At 69.9% G+C, this 18,624-nt stretch carries 24 protein-coding genes; 16 read left to right on the top strand and 8 right to left on the bottom strand.

Annotated features, from left to right (window positions below; genetic code table 11):
- Window positions 1-2: 2 nt before the first annotated feature.
- The 3 genes from BLP38_RS11835 (at window position 3) to BLP38_RS11825 (ending at window position 1,455) form a co-directional block, all read left to right on the top strand.
- Complete coding sequence (locus BLP38_RS11835; protein WP_091357846.1) at window positions 3-563, top strand: GAD-like domain-containing protein; 561 nt, start codon at window positions 3-5, stop codon at window positions 561-563.
- Window positions 564-626: 63 nt separating this feature from the next.
- Window positions 627-1,001 (top strand): DUF2256 and DUF3253 domain-containing protein, encoded by a 375-nt coding sequence (locus BLP38_RS11830; RefSeq protein WP_091357843.1) that lies wholly within the window; start codon window positions 627-629, stop codon window positions 999-1,001.
- A 1-nt stretch (window position 1,002) separates the two neighbouring features.
- Window positions 1,003-1,455, top strand: a complete 453-nt coding sequence (locus tag BLP38_RS11825; protein WP_091357840.1) for an MSMEG_6728 family protein — start codon at window positions 1,003-1,005, stop codon at window positions 1,453-1,455.
- A gap of 1 nt (window position 1,456) precedes the next feature.
- Here BLP38_RS11825 and BLP38_RS11820 read toward each other — a convergent pair whose 3' ends face one another.
- Together BLP38_RS11820 and BLP38_RS11815 are read right to left on the bottom strand one after the other, a co-directional pair.
- Window positions 1,457-2,461: an adenosine deaminase gene (locus BLP38_RS11820; protein ID WP_091357837.1), complete on the bottom strand. Its 1,005-nt coding sequence runs from the start codon at window positions 2,459-2,461 to the stop codon at window positions 1,457-1,459.
- A gap of 37 nt (window positions 2,462-2,498) precedes the next feature.
- Window positions 2,499-2,768: a GlsB/YeaQ/YmgE family stress response membrane protein gene (locus BLP38_RS11815; protein WP_091357834.1), complete on the bottom strand. Its 270-nt coding sequence runs from the start codon at window positions 2,766-2,768 to the stop codon at window positions 2,499-2,501.
- A gap of 126 nt (window positions 2,769-2,894) precedes the next feature.
- On the opposite strand from BLP38_RS11815, the gene BLP38_RS14260 reads away from it, so the two are divergent.
- From BLP38_RS14260 to BLP38_RS11805, 3 genes are all read left to right on the top strand, one after another.
- Window positions 2,895-3,056, top strand: coding sequence for a hypothetical protein (locus tag BLP38_RS14260; protein WP_157681101.1), 162 nt, complete (start codon window positions 2,895-2,897; stop codon window positions 3,054-3,056).
- A gap of 63 nt (window positions 3,057-3,119) precedes the next feature.
- Window positions 3,120-4,394 (top strand): Na+/H+ antiporter NhaA, encoded by a 1,275-nt coding sequence (gene nhaA, locus BLP38_RS11810; protein ID WP_091357831.1) that lies wholly within the window; start codon window positions 3,120-3,122, stop codon window positions 4,392-4,394.
- An 8-nt stretch (window positions 4,395-4,402) separates the two neighbouring features.
- On the top strand, window positions 4,403-4,741 hold the full coding sequence (locus tag BLP38_RS11805) for a DUF6804 family protein (protein ID WP_091357829.1): 339 nt from the start codon (window positions 4,403-4,405) through the stop codon (window positions 4,739-4,741).
- 1 nt (window position 4,742) lies between these two features.
- Here the strand turns inward: BLP38_RS11805 and BLP38_RS11800 are convergent, their stop codons facing one another.
- From BLP38_RS11800 to BLP38_RS11790, 3 genes are read right to left on the bottom strand one after another with little or no spacing between them, the layout of a single operon-like run.
- Entirely contained in the window at window positions 4,743-5,132 is a 390-nt protein-coding gene (locus BLP38_RS11800; RefSeq protein ID WP_091357826.1) for a barstar family protein, read from the bottom strand.
- A 5-nt stretch (window positions 5,133-5,137) separates the two neighbouring features.
- Window positions 5,138-6,073 carry an aldo/keto reductase gene (locus BLP38_RS11795; RefSeq protein ID WP_091357824.1) on the bottom strand — a complete coding sequence of 312 codons (936 nt, stop codon included), beginning with the start codon at window positions 6,071-6,073 and terminating at the stop codon, window positions 5,138-5,140.
- Window positions 6,073-6,888: an EI24 domain-containing protein gene (locus tag BLP38_RS11790; protein WP_091357821.1), complete on the bottom strand. Its 816-nt coding sequence runs from the start codon at window positions 6,886-6,888 to the stop codon at window positions 6,073-6,075. The genes BLP38_RS11795 and BLP38_RS11790 overlap by 1 nt, the downstream gene beginning before the upstream one ends.
- Before the next feature lie 96 nt (window positions 6,889-6,984).
- Here BLP38_RS11790 and BLP38_RS11785 point away from each other — a divergent pair, with 96 nt between their 5' ends.
- Genes BLP38_RS11785 through BLP38_RS11770 form a run of 4 tightly spaced genes read left to right on the top strand, consistent with a single transcriptional unit; the run spans window position 6,985 to window position 9,905 of the window.
- Entirely contained in the window at window positions 6,985-7,473 is a 489-nt protein-coding gene (locus BLP38_RS11785; RefSeq protein WP_091357818.1) for a DUF2975 domain-containing protein, read from the top strand.
- Between the two features lie 38 nt (window positions 7,474-7,511).
- On the top strand, window positions 7,512-8,876 hold the full coding sequence (locus BLP38_RS11780) for an APC family permease (RefSeq protein WP_091357815.1): 1,365 nt from the start codon (window positions 7,512-7,514) through the stop codon (window positions 8,874-8,876).
- 40 nt (window positions 8,877-8,916) lie between these two features.
- Window positions 8,917-9,252, top strand: a complete 336-nt coding sequence (cmtR, locus tag BLP38_RS11775; RefSeq protein ID WP_091357811.1) for a Cd(II)/Pb(II)-sensing metalloregulatory transcriptional regulator CmtR — start codon at window positions 8,917-8,919, stop codon at window positions 9,250-9,252.
- A complete protein-coding gene (locus BLP38_RS11770; protein WP_091357807.1) occupies window positions 9,234-9,905 on the top strand; it encodes a cation diffusion facilitator family transporter in 672 nt (223 codons plus the stop codon). The genes cmtR and BLP38_RS11770 overlap by 19 nt, the downstream gene beginning before the upstream one ends.
- Before the next feature lie 9 nt (window positions 9,906-9,914).
- On the opposite strand, the gene BLP38_RS11765 is transcribed toward BLP38_RS11770, so the two are convergent.
- The gene (locus BLP38_RS11765; protein ID WP_231916495.1) at window positions 9,915-10,238 is read right to left on the bottom strand and encodes an ATP-binding protein; all 324 of its coding nucleotides are present in this window, start codon (window positions 10,236-10,238) and stop codon (window positions 9,915-9,917) included.
- A 49-nt stretch (window positions 10,239-10,287) separates the two neighbouring features.
- Between BLP38_RS11765 and BLP38_RS11760 the strand changes: the two genes are divergently transcribed.
- A complete protein-coding gene (locus tag BLP38_RS11760) occupies window positions 10,288-11,538 on the top strand; it encodes an FAD-binding protein (protein ID WP_091357804.1) in 1,251 nt (416 codons plus the stop codon).
- Window positions 11,539-11,616: 78 nt separating this feature from the next.
- Here BLP38_RS11760 and BLP38_RS11755 read toward each other — a convergent pair whose 3' ends face one another.
- A complete protein-coding gene (locus tag BLP38_RS11755; RefSeq protein WP_091357801.1) occupies window positions 11,617-12,933 on the bottom strand; it encodes an HNH endonuclease signature motif containing protein in 1,317 nt (438 codons plus the stop codon).
- A gap of 186 nt (window positions 12,934-13,119) precedes the next feature.
- On the opposite strand from BLP38_RS11755, the gene BLP38_RS11750 reads away from it, so the two are divergent.
- The gene (locus BLP38_RS11750) at window positions 13,120-13,674 is read left to right on the top strand and encodes an NUDIX domain-containing protein (RefSeq protein ID WP_091357798.1); all 555 of its coding nucleotides are present in this window, start codon (window positions 13,120-13,122) and stop codon (window positions 13,672-13,674) included.
- 3 nt (window positions 13,675-13,677) lie between these two features.
- On the opposite strand, the gene BLP38_RS11745 is transcribed toward BLP38_RS11750, so the two are convergent.
- A complete protein-coding gene (locus tag BLP38_RS11745) occupies window positions 13,678-13,920 on the bottom strand; it encodes a hypothetical protein (RefSeq protein WP_091359828.1) in 243 nt (80 codons plus the stop codon).
- A 202-nt stretch (window positions 13,921-14,122) separates the two neighbouring features.
- Between BLP38_RS11745 and BLP38_RS11740 the strand changes: the two genes are divergently transcribed.
- The 4 genes from BLP38_RS11740 to BLP38_RS11725 all read left to right on the top strand — a co-directional run bounded on the left by BLP38_RS11740 (window position 14,123) and on the right by BLP38_RS11725 (window position 18,616).
- Window positions 14,123-15,130, top strand: coding sequence for an SDR family oxidoreductase (locus BLP38_RS11740; RefSeq protein ID WP_091359825.1), 1,008 nt, complete (start codon window positions 14,123-14,125; stop codon window positions 15,128-15,130).
- A gap of 40 nt (window positions 15,131-15,170) precedes the next feature.
- Window positions 15,171-15,950, top strand: a complete 780-nt coding sequence (locus tag BLP38_RS11735; protein WP_091357795.1) for a thioesterase family protein — start codon at window positions 15,171-15,173, stop codon at window positions 15,948-15,950.
- A complete protein-coding gene (locus tag BLP38_RS11730; protein ID WP_091357792.1) occupies window positions 15,947-16,807 on the top strand; it encodes an SDR family oxidoreductase in 861 nt (286 codons plus the stop codon). Before BLP38_RS11735 ends, BLP38_RS11730 begins: the two co-directional genes overlap by 4 nt.
- 156 nt (window positions 16,808-16,963) lie before the next feature.
- Window positions 16,964-18,616 carry an FAD-binding dehydrogenase gene (locus BLP38_RS11725; RefSeq protein WP_091357789.1) on the top strand — a complete coding sequence of 551 codons (1,653 nt, stop codon included), beginning with the start codon at window positions 16,964-16,966 and terminating at the stop codon, window positions 18,614-18,616.
- The last annotated feature ends 8 nt before the right edge of the window (window positions 18,617-18,624 follow it).

Raw genomic sequence — 18,624 nt, 5'->3', positions numbered from 1 at the left:
GCATGATCGAGCTCGCCGACTTCGTCCCGCATGCGCCCGTCGAGCCGGAGATCATCGCGGCGTACCGCGACCGCGTTCCGGCGGAGATCGTGGAGATCTGGGAGACCTACGGCTACGGGACGTTCGGCGACGGCTTTCTCCGGGTGATCAACCCAAGGGTGTACGAAGAGGAGCTCGGCGACCGGATCGGAAAGACGCAGGGCGACGGCACCGCGATTCCCGTCATGGTGACGGCGCTCGGCGACCTGATCACGTGGGAGCCGAGCATCGGAGGGCTCGTAGCGCTGATGTTCCGCAGGAACGACGGCACCGGCCTCGGCAGTGCGAAGACATTCTTCGGGCTGCTGCGCCTCGACGGCGCGGACCACCTCGCGGAGAAGTTCCACTGGGACGTGTTCCCCGAAGCGTTCGCGCAGCAGGGGGCGCCGGCGTTCGACGAATCCTTCATCTTCGTGCCGCTGCCGTCTCTCGGCGGACCGGGTACAGCAGACACGCTGAAGAAGCGTCAGACCATCTCGGCGATCCAGGTCATGGTCGACCTGCAGGGCCCGATCGGTCACTGAGCGGCGCCGACCGGCGACCGCAACCCCTTCGCCCCTGTCGGCCACTCGACATAGCGTCGCGGCATGGCTTCTTCCCCCGCCCCCAAGACGTGCGCCTCGTGTGGACGTGAGATCCAGTGGCGCAAGAAGTGGGAGAAGAACTGGGACGAGGTGAAGTACTGCTCCGACGCGTGCCGGAGGCGCGGCATCCGCCCCGTCGACGAGAAGCTCACCGCGTCTATCCGCGAGCTGCTCGACGCACGCGCGGCGTCGGCGACGATCTGCCCGTCCGAGGCTGCTCGCGCCGTGGGCGGCGAGGAGTGGCGCGACCTCATGGAACCCACACGTCGCGCCGCCCGCCGGCTCGTCGCCGCAGGCGAGGTCGAGATCACCCAGCGGGGGCAGGTCGTCGACCCGTCGACCGCGAAGGGGCCGATCCGCATCCGGAAGGCGCGCTGACGTGCAGACCTTCGTCCCGTTCGACGACCTCGCCCGCGGCATGGCGGCGCTCGACACGAAGCGGCTCGGCAAGCAGCGCGTCGAGACGTTGCAGGTGATGCGCGCGCTCACGATCCCGGGCTACGGCTGGCGACACCATCCCGCGGTGAAGATGTGGCGCGGGCACCGAGCCGCGCTCATGGTCTACCAGGACCTCACGGTGGATGAATGGGTGCGCCGCGGCTTCGCCGACACGACTCGCGCCTCGACCCTGGCGACGCTCGACGAGATCCCCGAGGACGGTGCCGAGTACCGGTCCGGAACGGTGCGGATGCCGCCCTGGTTCGGCCGCGAGGACGTCCACCGCTCGCACCGCTCGAACCTGCTGCGGAAGGACCTCGAGTACTACCGCGCGCAGGGCTTCGACGACCCCGACGACCTCCCGTACGTGTGGCCGACGGCCGAGGAAGAGTGAGTCAGGCGGATGCCGCCCAGTCACGCACCTGGGCGAGGAGATCCGCTTTGCGCCCGGCATCCGCGAAGGACGCCTCGATCGAGTTCTCGGCGAGCTTCGCCAGTTCCGCCGTGTCGAAGCCGAGCGAGGCGACGGCGGCGTAGTTGTCGCCGATGTAGCCGCCGAAATACGAGGGATCGTCGGAGTTGATCGTCACGACGATGCCCGCATCGACGAGCTCGCGCAGGGGGTGGGCGCTCAGCTCGGGCACGGCGCGCAGGCGCACGTTCGACAGCGGACACACCGTCAGTGCGACGCGGTGCTCGGCGAGGTGTGCGAGCAGTTTGGCGTCGTCGATGGAACGGATGCCGTGGTCCACCCGCTCGACCTCGAGAAGTCGCAGCGCCTCCCAGACGTACGCCGCCGGTGCCTCCTCGCCGGCGTGGGCGACGCGACGCAGTCCCAGCTCGGCTGCCCGGCGGAACACGCCCTCGAACAGCGATGGCGGGTAGCCGACCTCCGCGGAGTCCAGACCGATGCCGAGCAGCTCGTGGGCACGCGGCGCGATCTCGTCGAGGAGGGCTTCGGCCGAGGCGACCGGGTGGTCGCGGACGATGCAGACGATGAGTCCGCCGGAAATGCCGAACCGCTCCCGCCCGACCTCGAGTCCCGCGCGGAGCCCGTCGATGACGACGTCGACCGCCACGCCGTTCGCGGCGTGCACCTGCGGGTCGAAGAACATCTCGACGTGATGCACCCCGTCGGCGGCGGCCCGCTCGAGGTAGGCGACGGCGAGGTCGGTGAAGTCCTGCGCGGTCCGCAGCACCGCCATGCACGCGTAGTAGAGGTCGAGGAAGGACTGCAGGTCCTCGAAGTCGTAGCGGTGCCGCAGGTCGGCGACGTCCGCGAACGGAAGCGTCACGCCGTTCCGCTCGGCGAGGGCGAACGCGAGCTCGGGTTCGAGTGTGCCCTCGATGTGCAGGTGCAGCTCGGCCTTCGGGAGGGTACGCAGATCGGGGCTCGTCACGGGGAGCCATCGTACGCACCCGCCCTAGGCCGCGACCTCAGCTCGCCGTGCGCTTGCGCCCGAACAGCGCGCCGTAGATGAGGAGCACGATGATCGAGCCGCCGATGGCGAGGAGCCACGTCGACAGCGAGAAGAACTCGTTGAGGTTGACGTTGAAGATCAGTCCGCCGAGCCAACCGCCCAGCAGTGCGCCGACGATGCCGAGCAGCAGTGTGACGAACCAGCCGCCGCCCTGCTTGCCCGGCAGGATCAGCTTCGCGATGGCACCGGCGAGCAGACCGAGGATGAGGAAACCGAAAAAGCCCATGATGACTCCTTAGCGATCGTGAATCTGGGTCCGTCAGAGCGGATGCCGTCAGTCCAGTCGCTTCGGCACGTCTTGCGCTACGTCCTTGACGGGGCGGCGAAAGTGAGCGCGGGATACCCTCGAGGCATGACGATCACGGCACGCTACCGCCTCGAGCGCGCGTTGCCGTCGGCCATCGGCATCCGCGCGCTCAGCGCGCCGCAGCATCCCGGAACGAACGGCTGGGTGAGCGAGTGGGGAACCAACGCGCACGGCGAGATCGCCGGCTGCCCGCCGTCAGCGGCCTGACCCGCACCGCTCGTCGGTGCGTCCTCAGCGACCCCTGATCCCCGACGCGGAAAGCGATCCGTCATGTCCTCCTCTCCTTCTTCCCGTACAGCCCCGCACGAGATCTGGCGCGGTATCCGCCAGACCGTCCGCACCGACACCTTCGGCGGCATCCTGCTGCTCGCCGCGACCGTCGCGGCGCTCATCCTCGCCAATTCACCCGCCGCGCCCTGGTACGTCGGGCTCCGTGAGACGTCCTTCGGTCCCGAAGCCCTCCACCTCGACCTCACCGTCGCCCACTGGGCGGCCGACGGTCTGCTCGCCGTGTTCTTCTTCGTCGTCGGCCTCGAGCTCAAGGAGGAGATCGTCGCCGGGCGACTGCGCTCGCCGCGCGTCGCCGCGGTGCCGGTGATCGGAGCCCTCGGCGGCGTCATCGTCCCCGCGCTCATCTTCACAGCCTTCACCGTGACCCTGCCCGGCGACGCCGTGCGCGGCTGGGCGATCCCCACCGCGACCGACATCGCCTTCGCGATCGCCGTGTTCGCCGTCGTCGCGAAGGGCCTGCCGCCGGCGCTGCGCGTGTTCCTGCTGACCCTCGCCGTCGTCGACGACCTCTTCGCCATCACCATCATCGCGACCGTCTACACCGACGACCTGCAGCCGCTGTGGCTCGCGGCGGCGATCGTCCCGCTGGTCCTGTTCGCTCTGGCGGTGCGGCGCGGCATCCGTCACTGGTGGGTGCTGATGCCGCTCGCGATCGTCACGTGGGGCTTCGTGCACGCGTCGGGGGTGCACGCGACGATCGCCGGCGTGGTCCTCGCGTTCATGGTCCCGGCGACCGTGACGCCGCGTGCCCGGGTGCAGGTGGGGACGGATGCCGACGGTTCCCCCGTCCACGATGCGTTGACGGCGCACTTCGCCGACCGCTTCGGGCCGATCTCGACGCTCGTCGCCCTGCCGATCTTCGCCTTCTTCTCTGCCGGCGTCACGGTCGGCGGCTGGGAGGGGCTGACGGCGGCCTTCACCGATCCGGTGACCCTCGGCATCCTCGTCGGACTCGTCCTCGGCAAACCTGTGGGCATCTTGCTCGCGGTGTTCCTTCTGACGCGGATCCCGGCGGTGCGGCGGACGTTCGAGCTGCGGTGGGGTGACATGGTGGGCGTAGGGCTCCTGGCGGGAATCGGGTTCACCGTCGCGCTCCTCGTCGGCGAGCTCTCGTACGGCGTCGGATCGCTCGAGGACGATCACGCGAAGATCGGCATCCTCGCCGGGTCGGTCGTCGCCGCGATCCTCGGCGGTGCCGTCCTCGCCTGGCGCGCCCGTCGCGTGCGTCAGACTGGAACGACACCCCCGTCCTGAGGAGCCCCGTGAGCCGCACGCAGCCGACGCCCGCGACGTACCAGCGCAACGCCCTCGCGCCGAGCCTGCTCGCCGCGGCGGTCCTGTTCGTCGCGCCGGCCCTGCTCGAGAGCGACTGGTTCCTCACGGTGCGTTTCGTCGCGACGATCTTCGCGCTCATCATCGGGTGGTTCGCGTTCCAGGCGAAGCACTGGTGGTGGATGCCGGTGATGCTCGCGATCGCAGTGGTCTGGAACCCGGTCTTCCCGTTCGAGTTCTCGGGCCCGATCTGGAGCGCCGCTCAGGTCGCCGCCGCGTTCGTCTTCCTCGGCGCGGGCGCGACGATCAAGGTCCGGCGCGACACCTGAATCAGCGGAGGTCGAGCACGACCTCCGGGTGGTCGGCGAACACCTCGAGAACGCGGTCGAAGTAGGTCGTCCCCGTGCCGGCGCGCAGGTCGTCGAGCTGTCGCTGGAGGTCGTCCGACCGGAACCGCCCCGGCTGTGCCAGCTTCTCCCGCAGCCAGCGGACCGTCTCGGCGACCCCCAGCGCGTCGCGGCTGTGCGCGGCATCCCGCCAGACGATCCGGACGGCGTCATCCCCGGCCAGCGCCCCGTACCCGCCGTAGAGCAGGTCGTCGAGCGCGTCGAGGCTGGCGCCGAGTTGCCAGTCCTCCCCGGTCATGAAGTGGCGGTTGAGTTCCTCGTAGAGATCCGGGATGCCGCCGATGCGGCCGCCCTCGATGACGTACTCGGCCACGCGGCTCAGGGGACCTTGTGGCCTGCAGCGGTGATGAGGCCGTACCACTCGGGTCGGGTGAGGGGGATGTCCGAACCGGCGGCGGCGTCCGCGACGCGCTGCGGGTTGGTGGTGCCGAGCACCACCTGCATGTGCGCGGGATGCCGGGTGATCCAGGCCGTGGCGATGGCGGTCGGCGTCACGTCGTACTTCGCGGCCAGGCGGTCCATCAGTTCGTTCAGCTCGGGGTACTCGGGAGCGCCGAAGATGACGCCGTCGAAGAAGTTCTTCTGGAACGGCGACCACGCCTGCAGCGTGATGCGGTTGATGCGCGAGTAATCGACGAGACCGCCCCCGTCGCGGGTGATGGAATCTTCCTCTCCCGCCATGTTCGATGCGAGGCCCTGCGCGACGATCGTCGAGTGAGTGATCGACAACTGCACCTGATTGGCGACGATCGGCTGGGTCACCGCCGTCTTGAGCAGATCGATCTGCCGCGGCGTGTGGTTCGAGACGCCGAAGGCACGCACCTTGCCCGACGATTCGAGGTGGTCGAAGGCCCGCGCGACCTCCTCGGGCTCGACGAGCGCGTCGGGACGGTGGAGGAGGAGCACGTCGAGCCGATCGGTGCCGAGCGCCTGCAGCGACTCTTCGGCCGACGTGACGATGTGCTCGTACGAGTGGTCGAAGTGCCAGTCGTCGGCGACGATGCCGGTCTTGGTCTGCAGCGTGATCTCGTCGCGCTCCGCAGGGCTGAGGTTCAGAGCCTCGGCGAATCGGCGCTCGCAGCCGTGGCGGCTGCTGCCGTACAGGTCGGCGTGGTCGAAGAAGTCGACGCCGGCGTCGCGGCACGCGTCGTACAACCCGCGGATGGCCTCGTCGGACATCTCCTCGATGCGCATCATCCCGGCGACGACGTTGGGGACGTGGTGGTCGGTGGGCCCGAAGGGGACGAGGCGCATCATGCTCCGTTTCTGCGCCCGATGGGCGCTGCCGAGTGATCAGTCTGACCTGTGACGGCTCGTGCGTCGAGGAGGGTGCGTGACAGTACCGTCGAACCGGCGACGGCTGCCGGCATCGCAACGACGGCGCCGAGCGGGATGAGGAAGCAGAGCTGCGTGGCCACGCCGAAGCCCAGCACCCGCGCACGGTTGCCCTTGCGCAGGGCGCGGCGAGCCGCGGCATCCCATCCCCGTGCGGCGAGGGCCCGCGAGGTGAGCTCGTCGGCCAGGAGCCACCCCGTGAGGAAGGCGGCGACGACGGCGCCGAGGACGGTGCCGACCAGGGGGATGAGCCCGATGAGGCCGGCGACGATCGCCGCGAGCAGGCCGCGGAGGATGAGCCCGATGCTGTCGCCGATCGAGCGCCAGAATCCGTAGTCGGATTCGACCGGCGCGTCGCCGAGGTGCTCCTCGACGGAGCGCCAGATGCGCTCGTAGAAGGGATCGCCGACGAGGAGCGTCAGGGCGGTGAACGAGACGACCGCCAGGACGATCGCGCCGCCGAGGATTCCTGCGCCGATGCCGAACCGCACGAGTGACGCCGCGACGTCCGACCATCCGTCGGCGAACCCCGTGACCGCGGTGACGATGTCGCGCAGGAAGACGATGAGCGTGATGATCCCGGCGAGAAGGAGGAGGCCGACGATCGCGGCGGGGATCAGCCCGAGCGCCATCCGGCCAGGCAGGCGCCCCCAGAAGCCGAATCCGCGACCCAGATCGCCGACGCCGCGGAAGAACGACGCGACGGGATGCGTCGCGGGTGGGGGAGTCGTCATGAGCCCATCCTGCCGTGTCGGCGCGACGCCGGCTCTCGACACCGAGCGTCGTTCATCGATATACATCTATCGAATATCGATAGATGGAGGCCGTTCATGATCACACTCGCCAAGGTCGGTGCGGGTTTCGTCTTCACCGTGATCGTCATCGTGCAGGTGTGGGTCGTGCCGGGCATCGCCGACGTCGTCGTGCAATGGGTGCCGGAGCTCGCTGGGCTTCGGGATGCCGGTGTGGTGCTCGCGGGCATTTTGCTGTCCTGCGTGCTGGCCGCCCTCGTCTGCGTCTGGCGGTTGCTCACCCGCGCTGACCGCGGGCGGCTCTTCGACGATGGCTCGATGCGCTGGGTCGACGGGCTGGTCGGGTGCGCGGCTGCGGCGATGATCGTGGTCGTCGTCGGCTGCGGGGTCGTCTTCGGCGCGGGTGCGGGGAGCCGGGCCGTCCTGCTGATCGCCGGCCTCGCGATGGTCGTCGGGCTCGGCGTCGCGCTCCTTCTCGGAGGGCTGCGCGAGGTTCTCAGGCAGGCGGTTCTCTTGCAGGATCAGGTCGGGGGTGGCGCGCAGGCACAGGAGACCCCGTCGCGGTAGGGGTTGCATCCCGCGCGGGACTTGGCTGGAGTGGTGCGATGACAAACGACACCACGGCTGCACCCGCCCAGGAGAAGCCCGGTCTGAAGCGCGCCGTCGGCACGTGGCTGCTGTTCGCCTTCATCGTCGGCGACACCCTCGGCGCCGGCATCTACACGCTCGTCGGCACGATGGCGACCGACGTCGGCGGCGTCATCTGGCTGCCGCTGCTGATCGCGCTCGTCGTCGCGCTGCTCACGGCCGGCACCTACGCCGAGCTCATCACGAAGTACCCGCACGCCGGAGGCGCCGCGCGCTACGTCGACAAGGCGTTCGGCATCCCGTTCCTGTCGTTCCTCGTCGGGTTCCTCATGATGGCCTCGGGCATCACGACGGCAGCCGCTCTCGCGAACGCCTTCGCCGGCGACTACTTCACCGCTCTGGTCGACATCCCGCCGATCCCCGTGGCCATCACGTTCATCGCCCTCCTCACCCTCATCAACCTGCGAGGTGTGAAGGAGTCGCTCGCCACGAACATGGTGGCCTCGATGATCGAGGTCTCGGGCCTGGTCATCGTGATCGTCGTCGCGGCGATCGTGTTCGGCAGCGGAGGCGGAGATCCGTCGCGCATCTTCGAATTCGCGCCGGACGTTCCCCCGCTCGAGGGGGCCTTCGCGGCATCCATCGTCGCCTTCTTCTCGTTCCTCGGTTTCGAGGCCGCCGCCAACATGGCTGAAGAAGTGAAGAATCCCTCCCGGGCGTACCCACGGGCGCTGTTCGGGGCGATCCTGACCGCGGCGGTCGTCTACCTGCTGATCGCGATCGGCGCCGTCATCGTCGTCGAGCCGACCGAGCTCGCGACCTCGACCGGTCCGCTGCTCGAGGTCGTCACCGCCAGTGGGCTCGCCGTCCCGGGGTGGCTCTTCAGCCTCATCGCCCTCGTCGCGATCGCCAACGGTGCGCTGCTGTTCATGGTGATGGCGAGCCGCGTCGCCTACGGTCTGGCCGAGAACCAGCTGCTGCCGCACGCGTTCGGCAGGGTGCTCCCGAAGCGGCGTACGCCGTGGGTCGCGATCATCGTCGTCGCCGGTGTCACGATGCTCCTCACGGTCGTCGGCGACATCTCGACGCTCGCCAACACGACCGTGCTGCTCCTGCTGCTGGTCTTCCTGACGGCGAACGTGAGCGTGCTCGTGCTCAAGAAGGACAAGGTCGAGCACAAGCACTTCTCGGTCCCGCGCATCGTGCCGGTCCTCGCGATCATCGCGTCGATCGTCCTGCTAACCCAGCAGGAAGGGCCGGTCTGGCTGGCCACCGCCGGCTACGTCGTCGTCGGGACGATCCTGTTCTTCATCGCGCGCTACGGCCGACGTCGCGGCGACCGCAAGATCGCCGAGCGGACGGGCTCCATCCCCACCGTCTGACCGATCGCGAAAGGGTCAGCACTCGCTGTATAGTCAGCGTGTGCTGACCCTTTCTTCTCGCCTCGACGTCATGAACCGCTTGGGACGCGCGATGGCGGATCCGTCGCGCTCCCGCATCCTGCTGTCGCTCCTGGAGCGACCCGGATACCCCGCCGATCTCGCCCGCGACCTCGAGCTGACGCGGACCAATGTGTCCAACCACCTCGCCTGCCTGCGCGGCTGCGGCCTCATCGTCGCGACGCCCGAGGGTCGGCGCACGCGGTACGACATCGCCGATCCGCATCTGACCGCCGGGCTCGCACAGCTGCTCGACGCTGTCGTCGCGGTCGACGCCGGTGAAGAGTGCGCGATCGACGGATGCCGGTGCTGCGCGTGACGGCTGTCGCCGAGGCGTCGCGGGCCGGAGTGCTGCGTCGCCGCATCCGGTGGATCGTCGCCGCCACGATCGCGTACAACCTCATCGAGGCCGTGGTCGCGGTGACGGCGGGGACGATCGCCTCGTCCGCCGCGCTGATCGGGTTCGGGCTCGACTCGACCATCGAGGTGCTGTCGGCGGCCGCGGTGGCATGGCAGTTCACTCGACGTGACCCGGAGCGCTGGGAACGCGGGACCCTGAGGGTGATCGCCGTCGCGTTCTTCGCGCTCGCGACCTATGTCACCGTCTCGTCGGTGACGGCGCTGGTGCTCCGCACCGAGCCCGAGACCTCGCCGATCGGGATCGTCCTCACGGCGGTGAGCGTGCTGGTCATGCCGTTCCTCTCGCTCGCCGAGCGACGTGCCGGCCGGCAACTCGGCTCGGCGACGGCCGTGGCCGACTCGAAGCAGACCCTCATCTGCACCTACCTGTCGGCGGCGGTCCTCGTGGGTCTCGTGGCGAATGCCGCATTCGGCTGGTGGTGGGCGGATGCCGTCGCCGGTCTCGTCATCGCGGTATTCGCGGTGCGCGAGGGGGTCGAGGCCTGGCGCGGTGACGCGTGCGCGACCTCGGTGGGAATGCTGCTTGAGGACGAGCACGACCACCACGACTGACGCGTGCCGTCAGCTCGCCGGGTCGATGTCGACAGGCACTCGCACCGTCGCGCGCAGACCGCCGGTCGTTCGTGCCGCGAGGGTGAGCTCGCCCCCGTGAGCTCCGACGATCGCTCCGACGATCGCGAGTCCGAGTCCGTTCCGCTCGTGATCGGATCGGCGGATACGAGCGGTCCCGCGTTGGAACCGTTCGGCCAGCGTCGCGACCACGGTGGGATCAAGCCGTTCGCCGCCGTTCTCGACGATCAAGATCGCGACGTCGGATGCCTGGGGGAACCCACCTCGGTCAACGCGGGCGAGCAGCAGCCTCGATCCGACGGAGGACCCGCGCATGGCGGGCTGACCCGAGCCGCGTGCTGCGGGCGCCCGTAGGCTGGCTCGCATGAGCGACGGCGCAGGAGAGAACTGGTCCCGGAACATCCGCTACACGGCGGAGCGGTACGTCGCGCCGAGGACCGTCGACGAGCTGCGCGAGGTGGTCGCGGCATCCGATTCGGTCAAGGCTCTCGGCTCGCGTCACTCCTTCACCCGCATCGCCGACACGGGCGGGACGCTCGTGTCGACCGCCGAGCTCGATCTTCCGATCCAGGTGGATGCCGCGCAGAAGCGGGTGCGCGTCGGCGGGGGCGTCCGTTACGGCGAACTCGCGCAGGAGCTCGACCGGCAGGGGTGGGCGCTCGCGAACCTCGCGTCGCTGCCGCACATCTCGGTCGCCGGCGCCGTGAGCACGGGCACGCACGGGTCGGGTGTGGGCAACCGCTCGCTCGCCGCCGCGGTGACCGGCCTCGAACTCGTCACGTCGACCGGTGAGCTGGTGCAGCTGACCGACCGCGACGACGCCCTCGCCGGCGCGGTCGTGGGGCTTGGTGCGCTCGGGATCGTGACGACCGTCGAGCTCGCGATCGAGCCGACGTACGAGGTCGCGCAGACCGTGTACGAGAACGTGCCGCTCGAGGCAGTGCGGAAGGCGTTCGACGTCATCGCGGGGTCGGCCTACAGCGTCTCGTTCTTCACGACGTTCCGCGACGACATGTACGTCGACCAGGTGTGGCGCAAGGAGCGCACGGATGCCGCGGCGACCCCGATCCCCGCGGCGCTGCGCGATCGCCAGGCGTCGGGCGCCCGGCATCCGCTCCCTGGCGTCTCGGCGGCGTCGTGCACCGTGCAGGGCGGCAAGGCGGGGCGGTGGCTCGATCGGCTGCCGCACTTCAAGCTCGAGTTCACGCCGTCGAACGGCGAGGAGCTGCAGTCCGAGTTCCTGCTGCCGTTCGGCGACGCGGTGGCTGCGTTCGACGCGGTCCGCGAGCTCTCCGAGCGCCTGAAGCCCGTGTTGCAGGTGTGCGAGGTGCGGACGATCGCCGGCGACGACCTGTGGCTCTCGCCGAGCTCGGGTCGGGACTCGGTCGCGTTCCATTTCACGTGGACCAATGATGAGGCCGGGGTTGCGGAGGTACTGCCCGAGCTCGAAGCCGCGCTCGCGCCGTTCGGTGCCAGGCCGCACTGGGGCAAGGTCTTCACGCCGCGCGATCCCGCCGAGCTCTACCCGCGGTGGGCGGAGTTCGTGCAGCTGCAGCGTGCGCTGGACCCGCGCGGTGCGTTCCTGAACGACTACTTGCGGGCGCTCGGGCTGTAAGGCAGGGCGCGCTCTATTCGCGGGTCGAGATCGTGCGAGTCGGCGTGGCGGGTCGCGATCGGGCGAATCGGCAGCGGTTCAGAACGGCGCCAGGTCTCCGGGAGTAACGGTGGCAGGGGCGAAGGCGACGGCCGGGGTGGGTGCGTCTTCTCTGTAGGTCCTGCCGAGGGGTGAGGTCCATTCGAGGACACCACCCTCGAGTTGTCGCACACGCCAGGCGGTGAATTGCTTCATCGAATGATGCCGCTGGCACAGGTGGGCGAGGTTCGTGAGTTCTGTTCGTCCGCCGAGGGCGTGGTCGTGGGTGTGGTCGACCTCACACCGGATCGCCGCGACTCGGCATCCGGGGAAGCGGCAATGTTGATCCCTGGCTTGCAGGAACCGGCGCATCCCGGACGGCACGCGGTACGAATCGGTCGACACGGTGACCCCGGTCGTCGGGTCGTGGAACAGGCGCTCCCAAACGTGCGGCACCCTGGCGAGCACCCGCGCGGTCGCGGGGTCGATCGGCGAGCGGCCCGCGAGATCGCACGGCCCATCATCCGCACCGGTCAAAGTCGCGGCCGGGACGAGCACCTGCACCCTCGCGCGGATCGCGCCGAGCGGTCCGGCGGTCGTGTCTCGGGTGTCGTCCAACGCCGGGGTGCCCGCGAGCAGCAGGTCGGCGAACACGTCTGCCCGAACCTGGTCGGTCGAGCGCGCATCGGTTGCCACGACGTCGGAGCCGGCCGAGCGCTCCTCTCGCGTGTCGATGATCGCGCGCGCCTGCTGCGTCAACCGGTCGTGGATCCCCTCCGCGATCACCGTCGGGAGCGTTGCGATCAGATCGCTCATCCCATCCCGCCCTGGGATCAACCGCACGCATCGGCCCGCCGCAGCCTCCTCGTGCCGTTCCGCGAAGCTCCGTGGGTGCATTCGGTGCGCGAGGACTTCCAACTCTCCTCGCACCCGGTTCGGCGTGTCGCGTTCGCATCGTTCGATCGCGACCTTCTCGAACTCCGCCCACAACTCCGCGGGAAGGTTCACTCCGGCGTCGACGATCGCGCTCACGTGCCCGCGGACGATCCGGCCGGCTTCCCACGCGGCCACCGCCGCCGGGAACCCTTCGATGGTCACTCGGGCCTCGCCGATCCGGCGTTGCACCGTCCGGTCAGTCAGTCGCATCGCCCCCGCGACCTCGGCCGAGATAGATCGCAGAGCTATGTCGTGCAGGAGGACGTTCGCGTCCGCATGAGCGCTCTGCGCGTCCGCCAAACGCCCGGCAGCGGCGAGCGTGCGAAGCTCCGCGATCTGCCCCGCAGCGATCTGGCGGCCTACATCTTCGACGTCCGCGACGATCCCCGCGACGGCAGCGAGATACGCCTCACCACCGGGGGTTTCCGTCTCGTCCGTCATACCTGCACTCTTGCACCAACCTCCGACATCCAGACCCGAGAAACCGGCCGAATCCGCACTCGGCAGAGACCCCTCAGATGAGAAATCGCTCATCTTCGGAGGCATGCCGACACCCAGCTCGTCGACGACGCCGGCGCCACGGTGCGGCATCCTGGAACGCACCCCACCCTCCCCCGAACAGGACCCATGCCCCACCTCCACACCGACCCCGGCGACCACGACGCGACGGTCAGCTTCTTCATCGTGCGCACCGACGGTCCGGAGCCGCGCCTGACGTACCACCTGCATCTCAAGGTGCGGAAGCTCATGATGTTCGGCGGGCATATCGAGCGCAACGAGACGCCGTGGGCGGCGGTGCTCCGCGAGCTCGTCGAGGAATCCGGCTACCAGCCCGCACAGGTCCAGCTGCTGCAGCCGCTCATCCGGATGAGGCAGGTGACGGATGCCGCCGCCCACCCCGTCCCGGTGATGTCGTCCACTGCCTGCACCTCCGCCGATCCGGCGCATTTCCACACCGACCTGCTCTACGCCCTCATCACCGACGAGGAGCCCGCAGGCGCACCGGAGGACGGCGAGTCCACCGACATCCGTCTGGTCACGCGCAGCGAACTCGACCGCATCCCCGACGAGGACATCTTCGAGATGTGGCGCGAGGCGGGACGGTTCATCCTCGACGAGATCCTCGACGCCTGGGAGCCCGTCGCGATGGACGCCTACCCCGGCACAGCGCCCCTGGTGTGAGTCCTACTCCGCGTCCGTCTCGACCTCGCCGTTCGCGATGGCGTCGGCATAGGTGCGCAGGTCGGGACCCGGTTCCCAGTCGATGAACTTGTCCTTCAGCTTGCCGGTCAGTGCCGCGAACGCCTCGTCCGATGTCATCTCGCCCGAGCCGGCGAGGTCCACGACGGCCTCCCGCAGCACCCGGTCGGCGTCGTCGAGGATCTTGGCGCGCGCTTCTTCGTTCCAGCGAATCTCTGAGCTCTTCATGCCGGGACGGTAGCCCGCCGATGGATGCCGAGAGTCGGGGTTGCGTTCCTCCGCACGATGCGCTTGCGCCTCGTACCCCATCCCCGCACCCCTGGCAAGCGCATACCTCCGACCCGGGGCGCACCGAAAGATGGCTGCAGCGGTCGATGTTCGACTCCTCGGGCTGATCACGCCCAGTCGGGCCCCCGCGGGAGGAGTCGCCGTGAGCAGCACCACATCCCGAGGCGTCGCCGTCGTCACCGGCGGCAGCGCAGGACTCGGTCGCGCTATCGTCCGCGAACTCGCCGACCGCGGCTGGGATGTCGCCGTCCTCGCCCGCGGCCGCGACGGGGTGGATGCCGCCACCGCCGAGGTCCGCGCCACGGGACGACGCGCACACGGCATCTCGGTCGATGTCGCGGACAACGCTGCGGTCGACGCCGCCGCATCCGAGATCGAAGCGGAACTCGGCGAGATCGACCTCTGGGTCAACAACGTCATGTCGGGGTCGATCGCCCCGTTCCTCGAGACGACTCCCGAGGACTACGAACGGGCGACCCAGGTCACCTACCTCGGCACCGTGAACGGCACCCGCGCCGCACTGACGCGGATGCGGCCGCGCAATCGCGGTCACGTCATCCAGATCGGCTCGGCTCTGGCACACCGCGGCATCCCGCTCCAGGCGGCGTACTGCGGCTCGAAGCACGCCGTGCACGGATTCACCGACTCGGTCGTGTCCGAACTCACCCATGAGGGCAGCGCGGTCGCCGTCTCGATCGTCGACATGCCGGCCCTGAACACCACGCAGTTCGGCTGGGTGAAGTCGCCCTTCTCGGAGCACCCGCAGCCCGTCCCGCCGATCTACCAGCCCGAGGTCGGAGCCCGCGCGGTCGCCGACGTCGCGGACAAGCCCCGCCGCCGCACCTGGGTGGGGGAGTCGACCGTCGGCCTCGTGCTCGGCACCCGCGTCGCCGGCCGGTTCATGGACTGGTACCTCGCCAGGAACGCCTGGGAGGGGCAGTTCGCGCCCGACAAGGGCTCGTCGACCACCCCGCCCAACCTGTACGAGCCCGTACCCGGCGACCACGGGGCTCACGGCGCGTTCGACGATCGCGCGCGCGGCGAGAGCATCCAGACCCGCGCGCTGCGGCACCGGCCCGAGTTGTACTCCGCGGCATCCGTCGCCGTCGTCGCCGCGCTCGCCGGCGTCGTGAAGCTGCTGCGGCGCTGAGTCTCCCGGGCCGGGGAGGCCACGGGTAGCATCCGTACTCGTGCCCGCCTACTTCGAACGAACCGACGCGACCAGGTTCCAGCCGACGACGTTCACCGGGGGAGCCTGGAACGTCACCGAGCAGCACGTCGCCCCGCCGATAGGCCTCCTCGCCCATGCGATCGAGGTCGATCACGCGGCGCGCAGCCCGCAGCCGATGCAGCTCTCGCGGCTGTCGGTGGACATCCTCGGGGTGATCCCGATCGACGACGTCGAGGTGACCTGCCGCGTGCTGCGCCCGGGGCGGAGCATCGAACTCGTCGAGGCAACGCTCTCGCAGGCGGGCCGGCCCGCGCTCAGCGCGCGGGCGTGGCTCATGCACACCCGCGACACCGACCCGCTCGCGGGCACCGCCCACCCCGCGATGCCCCCACGCGACACGATCGAGCCCGTCGATCCGTCGTCAGCCTGGCCCGGCGAGTTCATCGCGACCGTCGGCGAGGTGCGACGCCGACAGCAGGAACCGGGTCGTGCACAGACCTGGATCCTCCCCGCCGTCCCGCTTCTCGAGGGAGAGCCGGTGTCGACGACCGCGCGGCTCGTCTCGCTCATCGACATCGCCAACGGGATCACGCCTCGCGCCGACCCGCGCGAGGTGGCCTTCCCGAACCTCGACCTCACCCTGCACCTGGTCCGCACGCCCGAAGACGGATGGATCGGCTTCGACACCACCGTCACCTTCGGCGCGACCGGCCTCGGCATGACCCACACGGTCCTCCACGACGAACGCGGTGTCGTCGGATCCGTCGTCCAGTCCCTCACCGTGAGGCCGCACCGATGACCCTTCCCCTTGCAGGAAAGACCGCCCTCGTCACGGGCGTCTCGCGCCGTCGCGGCATCGGCTTCGCGGTAGCCTCCCGCCTCGCAGAGCTCGGCGCGAGCGTCTTCGTGCAGCACTGGCGGCCTCACGACCTCGACCAGCCATGGGGCGGGGACGACCTCGATGCGGTGCGCAGCGGCATCCGCTCGGCCCTCGTCGGCGACGCGAGATTCGGCGACGTCGAGGCGGATCTGACGGATGCCGGGGCGATCCCCGACCTCATCGACGCCGCGTCCGCGCTGACCGGCCGCCTCGACGTCCTCGTCTGCAATCACGCCAAGAGCGGCGACGACGGCAGCATCCTCGACATGACCGCCGACCGGCTCGACGCGTTCTGGAGCACGAACGCCCGCTCGACGCTCCTGCTCACGGCGGAGTTCGCCCGCCGCCTCGCCCCGCCGCAGTCGGGTCAGCGGCGCCCGGGCGACGCGATCGAGGGCGCGAAACCGTACGCCGAGCCGACCGGGCGCGTGTTCTGGATGACCTCGGGCCAGGGCCACGGCGCGATGTTCGGCGAGGTTGCGTATGCGACGAGCAAGGCGGCGCTCGCGGGCATCACCCGCACCGTCGCGGCCGAACTGCTCGAACTCGGCATCGTCCTCAACACCGTCAACCCCGGCCCCGTGAACACCGGCTACATGGATCCCGACACCGCCGACCGCGACACGTCGGGACTCGACGAGTGGATCCGGGCGACCCCCTTCGGCCGTGTCGGCGTGCCGGCCGATCCCGCCGCACTCATCGGCTGGCTGTCTACGGCCGAGGGCGCCTGGGTCGTCGGCCAGGTCCTCACGAGCGACGGCGGATTCAGCCTCTGAGGCGACGTTTGCACGATGGGCGGGTTGGGAGCGGCCTCGCCGGTCTGCGCCGGCATCACCCGCACCGCCGGTCGTGCATCCGCCGCGGCAACCCGGCGGCTTAGAGTCTCCTCAGCGCCCGTCACCGCAGACGGGCGCGTCGAAGGAGACGCACGCATGACAACGGATGCCGCGGACGCGATCGTCGTCGGAGCGGGACTCGCTGGGCTGGTCGCCGCATCCGAACTGCTGGATGCGGGCAAGCGCGTGCTGATCGTCGAGCAGGAACCCGAGGCGAGCTTCGGTGGACAGGCGTGGTGGTCGTTCGGCGGCCTGTTCCTCGTCGACTCACCCGAGCAGCGCCGCCTCGGCGTGAAGGACTCGCTCGAGCTCGCGCGGCAGGACTGGTTCGGCTCGGCGGGCTTCGACCGCCCCGAGGACCGCTGGCCGCGGGCGTGGGCTGAGGCGTACCTGCAGTTCGCCGCCGGTGAGAAGCGCGCATGGCTGCGGGAGCGCGGCATCCGCTTCTTCCCCGTCGTGGGATGGGCCGAGCGCGGCGGCGACCGGGCGACCGCGCACGGCAACTCCGTGCCGCGGTTCCACATCACGTGGGGCACCGGTCCGGGCGTCCTCGAACCTTTCGTCCGCCGCGTGCTCGAGGGGGTCGCCACCGGCCGGGCACGCATCGCCTTCCGGCACCGTGTCGACCGGCTCGAGGTCGACGGCGGCGCGGTCGTGGGGGTGAGCGGCGCGGTCCTCGCACCCGACTCCGCCGAGCGGGGTGCTCCGAGCAACCGGAACGAGACGGGCGAGTTCTCGTTCCGCGCCGGCGCAGTCCTCGTCTCGAGCGGCGGCATCGGCGGCAATCACGACCTCGTCCGCGCCCAGTGGCCCACCCGCATGGGACGCGCCCCCGAGACGATGCTCTCCGGCGTGCCCGCGCACGTCGACGGACGGATGCTGGGGGTCGCCGAGACCGCCGGCGCCCACCTGATCAACGGCGACCGCATGTGGCATTACGTCGAGGGCATCCAGAACCACAGCCCCGTGTGGCCGAGCCACGGCATCCGGATCCTGCCGGGGCCCTCGTCGCTGTGGCTGGATGCCACCGGTCACCGTCTGCCCACGCCGCTATTCCCGGGGTTCGACACGATCGGCACGCTCGAGCACATCGTGCGCGACGGTCACGACCACAGCTGGTTCGTGCTCAACCAGGCGATCCTGAAGAAGGAGTTCGCGCTGTCCGGCAGCGAGCAGAACCCCGACCTCACCGGCAAGGACCTGAAGCTCCTCGCGGGGCGGCTGAAGGCCGGCCGAGCCACGCCTCCGGTCGAGGCGTTCAAGGAACGCGGGGCGGACTTCATCGTCGCCGACACGGTTCCGCAATTGCTCGAGCGGATGCGGGCGGCATCCGCTCTGCTCGACATCGATCGCGTGCGCCTCGAACTCGAGGCCCGGGACCGCGAGATGGCCAACCCGTTCACGAAGGACGCGCAGGTCACCGCGGTCCGGCAGGCGCGGCGTTACCGCGGCGACAAGCTGCTGCGCGTCGCGACCCCCAGGCCGATCGCCGACCCGAAGAACGGTCCGCTCATCGCGGTGAAGCTCCACGTCATCACGCGCAAGAGCCTCGGCGGCATCGAGACCGACCTGTCGGGTCGTGCGCTCGCCGCCTCGGGGGAGCCGATCCCCGGCTTGTACGCAGCCGGCGAGGCGAGCGGCTTCGGCGGGGGCGGCGTGCACGGCTACCGCGCGCTCGAAGGCACGTTCCTCGGCGGCTGCATCTTCTCGGGCCGCGCCGCCGGACGCGCGATGGCGAGCGCCGTGTGAGCGGGATC

Origin of the sequence: Microbacterium sp. LKL04, from assembly GCF_900102005.1 — a bacterium.
In the GTDB taxonomy this organism is placed as follows: Bacteria; Actinomycetota; Actinomycetes; order Actinomycetales; family Microbacteriaceae; genus Microbacterium.
The sequence above is the reverse complement of the archived record's forward strand: the minus strand, read 5'-3'. Positions and strand labels throughout refer to the sequence as shown.